The following is an 11072-nucleotide window of genomic DNA, read 5'->3' on the forward strand; positions in this document are numbered from 1 at the left end:
GTCCGGCCGGGTGGTGCCCGGCCGGTGGCCCCGCCGGGCGGCCGGGCGCGGGCCCTCGGCCGCTCCGGCGGTACTGCGGCGGGGTGTCCGGGGCGGATCGACCGAAGTGTCCGTCATGGTTCCGCAGCCTAGCGCCGGGCCCCGGCGGCCCCGGGGGCGGGCCTGCCGCCCCCGGGGCCGCCGGAGCGTCCGGCGCGGTCCGGCGCGGTCCCGTGCCGGTTCGGCTCCGGTTCGGCGCAGTCCGGTGCGGTGCAGTGCAGTGCAGTTCGGCGCCGGTCAGTCGATCCGGATCGAGCTGACGATGAACGAGCGCACGTCGTTGCGGGTGCGCTCGGCGAGCGCCGAGTCGGTGGAGTAGGCGCTGACGGTCAGCCAGATGTTCCCGGACTGCGGGACGCAGACGACGATCGCGATCACGTCCGCGTTGCCGCCGATCACCTGGTAGTCGCCGTCGCCCGCGAGGTCCCAGACCTGGAAGCCCTGGCGCAGCAGCGCGGTCTGGGCCAGGCCGAGGCAGTCGCCGAGGGTGTCGTTCTTGGTGAAGGTACCCCAGTGTGCGTACATGCGGTCTCCCGTTCGTGCCGTGGTGGCGGCCGCCGCCGGAGTGGTCCGACCCCGGTGGCGGCCGTACCTCGAGCGTCGGGGAGCGGCTGTCCCGGGTGCACGGGGCCGGGGTCCCGTTCCGGCCCGGTTCTCCGACCGGGACCGGCGCGCGGCCCGCGGCGGACGCCCCGGCACGCGGCGAACGGCGGGCACTCCGGGACCGGCTCAGGGCAACTCCGGGGCCGGGGCCGCACCACAGCGGCGGCCGGACCGCCCCTCCGGTGCGCCGGGCGGGCGGCGGGACTCCTGCATCGGTGTGCGGTTACGCCTGCGATCGGGTGACCTTATGGTCGGATTATGTCGTCACAGGCGTGTCGACTGGCTATTCCTTCGCCATGACCAACACCAGGAAGTACCTGCTCGCCGCCGGCCTCGGCACCGCGCTGGCGGTCCTCTCCGCCGGCCCGGCCCTCGCGCTCGACTGCGACACCCCCGTGCACCACGCCCCGACCGCCCCGGTCCACAACGGCCTCCCGGGCGGCCTCCCGGGCGGCCTCCCGGGAGGCGGCGGCGGCACCGTCTGCATCAACGAGGGCGGCGCCTACGCCAACGGCATCGTCGCCAACTCGCCGGGCGTGCTCTCCGGCAACCAGATCCAGATCCCGATCAACAACCAGATCCAGATCCCGATCAACATCCAGACCAACATCTGCGGCAACAGCCTCTCCATTCTCTGACCGGTACCCGGCGCGCGCCCGAGGATCGCCCGGCGCCCCCGCACCGACCGCACGAGGGCTGCGGCCCCGGCACCCGCCGGGGCCGCAGCCCTCGCTCCTCTTTCCCGCTCCCCGCCCGTGGGGGTTACGGCACCACGGTGACCGGCCAGCGGCCCGCCTTGACCAGCCGGACCGCGACCGAGCCGATCACCCGGTGCCCGGCCTGTTCGGAGGCGCCGACCACCACCGCGTCGGCCCGCAGCTCGTCGGCCAGCCGGGCCAGGCCCGTATAGGGGTCACCGCGCACGGTGAGGAAGCGCCACTCCACCCGCCACACGTCGCGCAGCCGGTGCTCGGCCTCGCGGACGGCGGCGAGCAGTTCCTCGGCGATCTCCTGGGTGGTCTCCTCGACGGCGGCGCCCGCGAGCGCGGTGGCCGCGCCCAGCACCGGCTGGATGTACGCGATCGCCAGGGTGGCGTTCTGCCGCCGGGCCAGGCCCGCCGCGTAGGCGGTGGCCCGCCAGGAGGAATCCGAGCCGTCCAGGCCCGCCACGATCATCTTGGGCCCGTCGGTGCCCAGCTCGAACCCGGACGGCGCCACGGCCGCGCCCGGCTCCTCGGCCCGGTCGGCCGCCGACCCCTGCTCCGCATCGCTCTCGTTGCTCATGGCCCGAGGCTATGCCGGACACGGCGGGTGACGGCACGGGGCACGGCGGGTGAGGGCTGTGGCCCGGACCACCCGACGCGACCGCCGCACCCCGCCCGGCACCCCGATTCCGGCACCCGCCGCAGCCGGACCGCCACGCCCCGTCGACCGTGTGCCCGGCCTCACAGGCCCCCCGGAGTGGCCCGGACCACTTTCCGCCGGTATTCGATCTTGAAAATCAGGACATTTGCCTTCAAAACAGGCCAATATCATGATCCATACCCACGGTAACCCCCACTGACCTCGCTAAACCTACGAATCCTTGAAACCCCACCACCACCCCCGTAACTTCGAATGCGTTGCACCGAACGCACCGCCCACCGGGGCCCAGGCCCCGCAAGCGGACACGGTGCCCGACCACGCGAAGCGTGCATCCCCTCGAAACCGCCGCCCACCCCAGGGCCTGGTTCCGCACGTCCGCATCCCCCGCCGAAAGGAAACCCATGACCTTCCGTAACGAGACCACCACCGCCACCACCGCCACCAAGCGCCGCAACCGCGTCCGGACGGCACTGATGGCCGGGGCGGTCCTCGCCCTGCCGGTGGCCGGCCTCGTCACGGCCAACGCCGCCTCCGCCGCCCCCGCCGGAGTCTGGGACAAGGTCGCCGCCTGCGAGGCCACCGGCAACTGGGCCATCAACTCCGGCAACGGCTTCTACGGCGGCCTCCAGTTCACCAGCTCCACCTGGGCCGCCTTCGGCGGCACCGCCTACGCCCCCCAGGCCCACCAGGCCACCAAGGCCCAGCAGATCACCATCGGCGAGAAGGTCCTCGCCGCCCAGGGCCCCGGCGCCTGGCCCGTCTGCTCCGTCAAGGCCGGCCTCACCAAGTAACACCCCCACCCCCACCACCACGGGGGCGCACCACAACAACGCCGCTGCACCCGACCACCCCAAAAGGACGGTCCGGTGACCAGCGGCGTCGTGCGTTCACCCGCAGACAACTCCCGGCCGGTGTCAGACCGCCCGACCACACGCCCAGTCGTAAAGACGGCGCGCACCGTCACCCAGACGGGTCGCGTAGAGCGTGCCGGCACTTCCGCCCGCGAGTTCCTCGGTCGTGGTGGTGACGCCCACGACCGTGCCGGTACCGGTCCGGGGGTCGAAGCCGATCAGGTGGGGGCCTCCGCTCGCCCCGTGCGACATGTCGCAGGACTCGCCCCACAGCAGCGGGGCCGCCGGGCCTTGGCGGGCGGGTCCGGCGCAGTGGATCATGCGCGAGCCGGCGTACTTGGCGGCGGGATCGTTGAGCCGGTCCTTCGGATACCCGAAGGTGTCGACGAACTCGCCCGCCACGGGCCGGGTGAACGCGATCTGCTGGCTTCCGGTAACCTCGGCTACCCGCCGCCCGTCGGCCGAGCGGTTCACCACCAGCATCCCGGTGTCGTGGCCGGCCGCGGCGACGGCGTCCGAGCTCGTGCCGCCCGGGTCGGCGTCCCAGTGCGAGGAGGTGGCCATGCTCCGGACGCTGAAGCCGCCGAGCGGCTTGGTGCCGTTGCGGTAGCCGGGGACGAAGTACAGGTTGTGCCGCCAGGTGCCCTCGGCGGTGGGGGACCCGACGCCCCGCAGACAGTGCGCGGCGGTGATGACGGTGCTGCGGTTCGCGGCGGTGACGACCGTGGCGGTGCAGCTGCCGTCGTAGCCGTCGGAGAAGGTGAAGAACAGCCGCCCCACGCTGCGCTCCACCGCCCCGCCGTGGGTCCAGACGGCGCCCGGGTCCGGGGTGCCGGCGGGAAGCGGCCGGGGGTCGTCGGGCGTGTGGTCGTCCTCGGGCACGGGCGTGATCTCGGGGACGAGGGCGCCGGCGAGCCGCATCCGGTCGGGGGTCCAGTAGGCGTCGATCCGGTCGCGCTCCTCGGTGGTCGTGGCGCCGGCGTGGGCCGTGACGGACTCGCGTTCCGCGGCGACCGCGGCGGTCGGCAGCAGCGCGGCCGCGGTCGCGCTCAGCAGCAGCGCCCCCAGGAGGGCGCGCCCGCGCGGCAGCGTCCGGTCGGCGCCCGTGGTTCCGGCGGTGGTTCCGGGCATCTCGGCAGTGGTACCAGGTGTCTTGGACATGGGCGGGACGCTAGCCGCGCCTCGTCAGGCTTCTGTGTGGACGGCGTCGCGGGCGTCCGTCGATCGGGTCAGGATCCGGTAAAGGCGTCTCGGTCGCGTATCGGCGAGCACCGTGGTGGTCGGGCGTATGCGGCCAGCCAGTATCCTTTACGGACTGTCGGGCCTGATGGCACACCAGCACGAGGGAGCGCATCCGTGGCGGACACCGGACTGCTGGCCCACCAGCGGCAAGCGCTGATCGCCGAGATGGTGCGCCGCAGCGGGGCGGTGCGCGTCGCCGAGCTGGTCGACCAGTTGGGCGTCTCGGACATGACCGTGCGACGCGACCTCGACGCCCTGGAGCGTTCGGGCGTGGTGAAGAAGGTGCACGGCGGCGCCGTCTCCGCCTCGGACACCGCCATCGACGAGCCGGGCTTCGAGGCCAAGTCCGGCCTGGAGTCGGCCGCGAAGGCCGCGGTGGCCGAGGCCGCCGCCACCCTGGTCGAGCCGGGCAGTGTGATCGCCGTCGCCGCGGGCACCACCGCCTACGCGGTCGCGGCCCGGCTGCTGCACATCCCCCGCCTCACCGTGGTCACCAACTCGCTGCCGGTCGCGGAGCTGGTCCGCTCGGCCGGCGACGAGCACGGGACGGGCGCCCCCTCGCTGCTGCTGACCGGCGGCTCGCCCACGCCCTCGGCCGCGCTGGTCGGGCCGCTGGCCGACCAGGCCGTCCGCTCGCTCCACGTCGACCTGCTGATCCTGGGCGCCCACGGGGTGTCCGAGCGGGCCGGTCTGACCACGCCCAACCTCGCGGAGGCCCAGACCAACCGGGCGCTGGTCGCCTCGGCGCGCCGGGTCGCCGTCGTCGCCGACCACACCAAGTGGGGCGTGGTCGCGCTCAGCGGCTTCGCCACGCTCGACGAGATCGATGTGTTCGTCACCGATTCGGCGCTGAACACCCAGGCCCGGGCCGCCCTGACCGAAGCCGTCGGGGAGCTCGTCGTCGCCCCGGTCGCGGGGGCCTGACCGCCGGTCCTGACCGCCCGTCACCGGGGCGGGAGCCGGACACCGAGCGGCAGCAGCCGTGCCGGAGCCCGGCGGCCGGGTCAGTAGCCGCCGAACCCGCCGTAGGAGTGCCCGCCGGTGAAGCCGCCGGTGCCGCCCATGCCGGTGCCGCCGAAACTCGGCCGGGGAGCGGAGGCCCGCTGCCCGGGCGGTACGAAGACCGGAACGGGACCGTGCGGGCCGGGCCGCCAGCTGGGCCCGGCCAGATCCTGCCACCATTCCAGGAAGGTCAGGCGCACCTCCCGGGCCAGGCACTCCGCCTCGGTCCCGGCCCTGGCGCGCTCGTCCCACCGGATGTCGACCGGGCTCTCCGCCCGCCGCGCGAAGGCGTTCAGCGCATCCGCCAACTCCCGTGCCGAAACGGACTCCTGATCGACCATCACCGAGCCGTCGAAAGCGGCGGCCACCGCGCCACCCGGCCCCGGTTCCGTCCCCGTCCCCGTCCCTGACAGGTCGATGCGCCGGACGAGGACCGGCTCCCCCGGACCGGCGCTCCGGTACTGCCACACCCGGCGCTGGGCCAGCTCGTCGAGGACCGTCCGGCGGTGCCGCGTCGCCCGCTGCTCGGCCTCCATCGCCGCCCGGCGGGCCGCGCGCTCCTCGGTCACCCGCAGGGCGACCTCCGCCCGCACCGGCCGGTACTCCTCGACGGCCCGCGCCACCTCCAGCGCGAGGACCTGCTGGGCCCGGGCCGACCGTTCGACGGCCCGCCGCTCCCATCCCGGCCAGCGACGCGGCCGGCCGATGCCGTAGCGGATTCCCCGACCGGTGACGAGGTCGATCTCGATCATGGTGCCGCCGTGCGCCCGGTAGAACTCCTCCAGGGCCCGCGACAGCCGGCCGAGGCAGGCCACGGCGGCCAGCTCCCAGCGCTCGTGCTCGGCCGGCGTGCAGGGCAGCGGCTCGCCCCGGCCGTCCAGGATCCGGTAGACCTCCACCCGTTCCGGCAGCGCAGCCGAGGGATCCGGCCGGAATGCCTGGCCGGCGATCTCCGCCACCTCGAGCCGAACGTTCTCCAGCGACACCCCGGTCCATTCCCTGGTCACTGCCGCGCCCTCCCGTCCTGCTGACGGACGGTGACCCGCCGGAGGCCGCCGAACGGCCCCTGCCCGGGCGGTCACCCGTCACGAGGTGTCACCTGCCCGCCGACGCCGTCCCGTACACGCCCGGGGCGGCCGGCCGACCGACCACCCGTTCGCCGAGCCGCTCCTCAGCAGCAGAACCAAACACATTCAAACGCAATGTGAAATACCACACCCTGTTTTGACGGGCCGTCAAGTGCCCTTCGCTGCCGAGATCAAGCCGTGACATGTCATATGGGGCAAGTGATGACAAGGGCCTCCGCGGTTCGCACGCCCTCTTGAGTGACAGGTTCTGACGTGTCTATGCTGCGTTGCTTTCTGTTCGAAAAAGAGACAGAAAGCATCACGGCGACTCCCCTGCCGCACCTCAGCGCCTCCACGCACCCCCACCCACCCCCACTCGCGCCCTGGAGCGCCCATGCGCAGAACTGCGCCGCACCGCCCCCGCACCACGTCCCGCCCCCTGCCCCTCTCCCTGTCCCGAGCAGCGCTCCGAGCAGTGCCCCGCACACTGCTCGCCCTGGCCCTCGCCTCGGCCGGACTCGGCACGCTCGCGCTCGGCCCCTCGGCGACCCCCGCCGCCGCCGTCGAGAACGGACAGGCCCTCACCCCGCCGATGGGCTGGAACTCCTGGAACACCCTCGGCACCGCCGTCACCCAGCAACAGGTCCTCCAGACCATCGACTTCATGGTCTCCCGGGGCCTGGTCGCGGCCGGCTACAACACCGTCACCATCGACGACGGATGGTCGCTCGGCCACCGCGACGGGCAGACCGCGAACTTCGCGAAGACCGCCGAGGGCGCGATGCAGCTCTACGACGCCAACCGCAACCCGGTCAGCGGCACCGACGGCAACGGCATCGACCCGACCAGCGGCCACCTGGTGCCCGACCCGGAGCGCTTCCCGGCCCGCACCGTCAACGGCCGGACGCTCAACGGCATCGAGTACCTGTCCTGGTACGCGCACAGCAAGGGCATGAAGTTCGGCCTCTACGCCACCACCACCTACACCACCTGCCAGGGCCGCCCCGGCAGCCTGGGCCACGAGAGCACCGACGCCGCCGACTTCGTCTCCTGGGGCGTCGACTACGTGAAGTACGACGACTGCCCCTACGGGCCGAGGATCGTCGGCCCCGACGGCCACGACTACTACACCCAGGGCATCGGCCGCGAGCTCACCCGCTCGATCTACGCCCGGGTGCAGGACTTCCGCCGGGCGCTGGACGCCGCCTCGGCCGCGCAGAACCGGCCCAAGGTCACCCTGAGCGTGTCCGCCCAGCCGGTGCACAGCGGCGTGCCCTACCTGCTGGCCCCCGACGACCCGGCCCGCACCGACCCGGTGGTGGTCGCCGCCGGCACCCCCGAGCGCGAGGCGCCCGGCTACGCGCCGACCGGCAAGTGGTGCGGCCAGGTCGCCAACCTGTGCCGGATCGGCGGTGACCGGGGCCCGGACCTGGACGGCGTGCTCTACAACGGCCAGTTGCGGACCACGCTCCAGTACCCGGCCAACGTCCGGCCCGGCAGCTGGAACGACATGGACATGATGTTCGCGGGGTGGCTGAACCCCTACGGCATCTACGGCACCACCGACAGCTGCGTGTGCCACAAGCCGATGACCGACGACGAGTCGCGCAGCGAGATGTCCGTCCTCGCCATGATGGCCTCCCCGCTCATCAGCGGCGCCGACCTGCGCACCGCCGCCGACTCCCAGCACAGCTCCCAGGGCTACAACTGGTCCACCGGCATCAGTGATTCGGCCCTGGCGGTCTACAAGAACGCCGACGTCGTCGCGGTGAACCAGGACCGCCTAGGCAAGCCGGCCACCCTCGTCGGCCACGCGCCGAACAACGCCACCGACCCGATCGTCCTCAAGCGCCAACTGGCCGACGGCGACACGGCGGTGCTGCTGATCAACCAGGACCCGTCCGGCTGGCGGAACATCACCACCACGCTGGCCGACCTCGGACTGACCGGCCCCGGCTACACCGCCAAGGACCTCTGGACCGGCGCCACCGGCACCTCCACCGGCTCCCTCGGCGGCTGGGTCCCGGCCCACGGCGTCACCATGTACCGCCTCAAGGCGCTGCCCGCCACCGTCCCGGCGGCGGTCGTCGGCGACGGCCGCTACCACGGCATCAGCGCCGGCGGCACCGGCGGGCAGGTGCTGGAGGTCAACGGCATGTGCTCCGCGCCCGACGGCTCGACCACCGACATCAACACCTGGTGGGACTGGCACACCTCGGAGCAGTGGAAGTTCACCCCGAACCCCGACGGCACCGTCCGGATCACCGACAACTGCGACACGCCCACCCAGACCCACGGCACGCTGACCGGCGGCAGCGGCAACGGCTCGCCCGCCTGGGTGCTCAACCGCTGGGACCCCAACAGCCCCAACCAGAAGTGGCGGGTCACCCAGAACGCCGCCACCGGCGCGCTGACCATCACCAACGTCGCCAGCGGACTCGCCCTGGACGCCCCGCGGTCCGCACCGACGTCCTCCGTGGTGCTCGACCCGCCGAACCCGGCCGCGGCCGGCCAGGCCTGGACGCCGCTGAACTGAGCGGACCGCCGCTCCACCGGCCCCGTCCGGTGTGATCCGCAGGACCCGACCAACCCCCTCCAGCCGGTCCGACCGGTCTGCCGCCAGGCTCCCCCGCCAGGCCGGCCGGTCTGTTTCCCCCGTCCAACTCCGATCCCCCGATGGAGGATTCGTGCGAACCCCCGACGCCCGACCGGCGCGCCGTGCCGCGTCCGCGCTCACCGCACTGGCCCTGTTCGCCGGCGGCGGCGCCGTGACGGTGGGGCTCCAGCTCGCCACCGCACCGGCGGCCGCGGCCCTCGACAACGGCCTCAACCTGACGCCGCAGATGGGCTTCAACAACTGGAACTCCACCTACTGCGGGGCCCAGTTCAACGAGGCGATGATCAAGGGCATCGCCGACATCTTCGTCTCCAAGGGCCTCAAGGCGGCCGGCTACCAGTACGTCAACCTCGACGACTGCTGGGCCCTGCCCCAGCGCGACGCGAGCGGCAACCTGGTGGCCGACCCGGTCCGCTTCCCGCACGGCATCAAGGCCCTCGCCGACTATGTGCACGGCAAGGGGCTGAAGTTCGGCATCTACTCCAGCGCCGGCGACCACACCTGCGACGTCAAGGGTTTCCCCGGCGGGCTCGGCCACGAGCAGCAGGACGCCGACCTGTGGGCGTCCTGGGGCGTCGACTACCTCAAGTACGACAACTGCAACAACAAGGGCATCGACGCGCGCACCCGGTACAAGGCCATGGGCGACGCGCTGAAGAAGACCGGCCGCTCCATCCTCTACAGCATCTGCGAGTGGGGCAGCACCGGGCCGTGGAACTGGGCCCAGCCGGTCGGCAACTCCTGGCGCACCACCGGTGACATCAGCGACAACTGGCAGAGCATGATCTCCATCGCGCAGGCCAACCAGGGCCTGGCGAACTACGCCAAGGCCGGGGCGTTCAACGACCCGGACATGCTGGAGGTCGGCAACGGCGGCATGACCGGCACCGAGTACCGGACCCACTTCAGCCTCTGGGCGCAGATGGCCGCCCCGCTGATGATCGGCACCGACCTGCGGACCGCCGAGCCGGAGACCCTGGAGATCCTCACCAACACCGATGTGATCGCGGTGGACCAGGACCCGCTGGGCAAGCAGGGCGCCGTGGTCTCCCGGGAGAACGGGCTGGTGGTGATGAGCAAGCCGCTGGCGGACGGCAGCCGTTCGGTCACCCTCACCAACGAGGGCTCCTACGACGCCACCATCAGCACCACCGCGCAGGCGGTCGGGATCGGCGGCGCCGAGTCCTACAAGGTCAAGGACCTGTGGTCGAAGAAGAGCAGCACCGGCAACGGCGCGATCAGCGCGGTCGTGCCCGGCCACGGCACGGCGATGTTCCGGGTCACCCCGAGCTCGCCGGTCTCCCCGCCCTCGGGCGTGACCCGGCTGAGCGACCTGCCGTTCACCTCGGCGTCCAACTTCTGGGGCCCGGTGGAGCGCGACCGCAGCAACGGCGACCACGTGGCCGGCGACGGCGGGACGATCACCATCCGCGGCGCCCAGTTCGCCAACGGCCTCGGGGTGCACGCCCCCAGTGAGATCGGCTTCCACCTCGGCGGGACCTGCCGCAACCTGGTCACCGACGTGGGCATCGACGACGACGCCTACGGCCACGGCTCGGTGGTGTTCCAGGTCTTCAAGGACGGCGTGAAGGCCGCCGACAGCGGTCCGGTCACCGGCCAGGACCCGGCGCGACGGCTCACCGCCGACCTCACCGGGGCGCAGGAGCTGAAGCTGGTCGTCACCGACGGCGGCGACGGCACCTCCTGGGACCACGCCGACTGGGCGAACGTCCGGGTCGCCTGCGGCGACGGCCCGGCCGCCGGGACGTACCAGGTCTCCGACCTCAACTGGTCGGCGGCGGGCAACAGCTGGGGCCCGGTCGAGCGCGACATGAGCAACGGCGACAACCAGGCGCGGGACGGCAGCACCATCAACATCGGCGGCACCACCTACGCCAAGGGCCTGGGCGTCAACGCGTTCAGCGAGATCGTCTACTACCTCGGCGGCGCCTGCTCCTCGTTCAGCACCGATGTCGGCATCGACGCCGAGGCCCAGGGCCGCGGTTCGGTCTCCTTCGAGATCTACGCCGACGACACCAAGGTCGCCGACAGCGGCCGGGTCACCTCCGCGTCCGGCGTCAAGCACCTGACGGCGGCACTGGCCGGGGCCAACGAGCTGCGGCTCGTGGTGACGGACGGCGGCGACGGCACCAACAGCGACCACGCCGACTGGGCCGCTCCGGTGCTGACCTGCTGATGCCCGACCGTTGATGCCCGACCGTTGATCCACTGATCCACCTGTCGACCCCCGCCGGCCGCGGCAGCGGACGCGGCCGGCGGGCGACC

9 protein-coding genes are annotated in these 11072 nt (G+C 72.8%); 5 read left to right on the forward strand and 4 right to left on the reverse strand.

Annotation, left to right across the window (positions count from 1 at the left end; all coding sequences use genetic code 11):
• Window positions 1-276 precede the first annotated feature (276 nt).
• Complete coding sequence (locus BI06_RS38645; protein ID WP_030398194.1) at window positions 277-564, reverse strand: hypothetical protein; 288 nt, start codon at window positions 562-564, stop codon at window positions 277-279.
• Window positions 565-938: 374 nt separating this feature from the next.
• Here BI06_RS38645 and BI06_RS38650 point away from each other — a divergent pair, with 374 nt between their 5' ends.
• Window positions 939-1280, forward strand: coding sequence for a chaplin (locus BI06_RS38650; protein ID WP_043476027.1), 342 nt, complete (start codon window positions 939-941; stop codon window positions 1278-1280).
• A gap of 124 nt (window positions 1281-1404) precedes the next feature.
• Here BI06_RS38650 and BI06_RS38655 read toward each other — a convergent pair whose 3' ends face one another.
• The gene (locus BI06_RS38655) at window positions 1405-1818 is read right to left on the reverse strand and encodes a universal stress protein (protein ID WP_045943418.1); all 414 of its coding nucleotides are present in this window, start codon (window positions 1816-1818) and stop codon (window positions 1405-1407) included.
• A gap of 590 nt (window positions 1819-2408) precedes the next feature.
• Here BI06_RS38655 and BI06_RS38660 point away from each other — a divergent pair.
• On the forward strand, window positions 2409-2798 hold the full coding sequence (locus tag BI06_RS38660; RefSeq protein ID WP_030398691.1) for a transglycosylase family protein: 390 nt from the start codon (window positions 2409-2411) through the stop codon (window positions 2796-2798).
• Window positions 2799-2921: 123 nt separating this feature from the next.
• On the opposite strand, the gene BI06_RS38665 is transcribed toward BI06_RS38660, so the two are convergent.
• Entirely contained in the window at window positions 2922-4019 is a 1098-nt protein-coding gene (locus tag BI06_RS38665; protein WP_233290462.1) for a serine protease, read from the reverse strand.
• A gap of 195 nt (window positions 4020-4214) precedes the next feature.
• Between BI06_RS38665 and BI06_RS38670 the strand changes: the two genes are divergently transcribed.
• Entirely contained in the window at window positions 4215-5024 is an 810-nt protein-coding gene (locus BI06_RS38670) for a DeoR/GlpR family DNA-binding transcription regulator (protein WP_030393897.1), read from the forward strand.
• Window positions 5025-5104: 80 nt separating this feature from the next.
• On the opposite strand, the gene BI06_RS38675 is transcribed toward BI06_RS38670, so the two are convergent.
• The gene (locus BI06_RS38675) at window positions 5105-6109 is read right to left on the reverse strand and encodes a hypothetical protein (RefSeq protein WP_149030615.1); all 1005 of its coding nucleotides are present in this window, start codon (window positions 6107-6109) and stop codon (window positions 5105-5107) included.
• Between the two features lie 535 nt (window positions 6110-6644).
• Here BI06_RS38675 and BI06_RS38680 point away from each other — a divergent pair.
• Window positions 6645-8705, forward strand: a complete 2061-nt coding sequence (locus BI06_RS38680) for an alpha-galactosidase (protein WP_030393899.1) — start codon at window positions 6645-6647, stop codon at window positions 8703-8705.
• Between the two features lie 151 nt (window positions 8706-8856).
• Window positions 8857-10983 (forward strand): NPCBM/NEW2 domain-containing protein, encoded by a 2127-nt coding sequence (locus tag BI06_RS38685; RefSeq protein ID WP_043476033.1) that lies wholly within the window; start codon window positions 8857-8859, stop codon window positions 10981-10983.
• Window positions 10984-11072: the final 89 nt, after the last annotated feature.

Source organism: Kitasatospora sp. MBT66 (assembly GCF_000710405.2).
Taxonomy (GTDB): Bacteria; Actinomycetota; Actinomycetes; order Streptomycetales; family Streptomycetaceae; genus Kitasatospora; species Kitasatospora purpeofusca.

Excerpts from the sequence above, each read along its gene's own strand:
- BI06_RS38645 (WP_030398194.1), bottom strand. The coding sequence starts at position 564 with ATGTACGCACACTGGGGTACCTTCACCAAGAACGACACCCTCGGCGAC.
- BI06_RS38650 (WP_043476027.1), top strand. The coding sequence starts at position 939 with ATGACCAACACCAGGAAGTACCTGCTCGCCGCCGGCCTCGGCACCGCG.
- BI06_RS38655 (WP_045943418.1), bottom strand. The coding sequence starts at position 1,818 with ATGATCGTGGCGGGCCTGGACGGCTCGGATTCCTCCTGGCGGGCCACC.
- BI06_RS38660 (WP_030398691.1), top strand. The coding sequence starts at position 2,409 with ATGACCTTCCGTAACGAGACCACCACCGCCACCACCGCCACCAAGCGC.
- BI06_RS38665 (WP_233290462.1), bottom strand. The coding sequence starts at position 4,019 with ATGTCCAAGACACCTGGTACCACTGCCGAGATGCCCGGAACCACCGCC.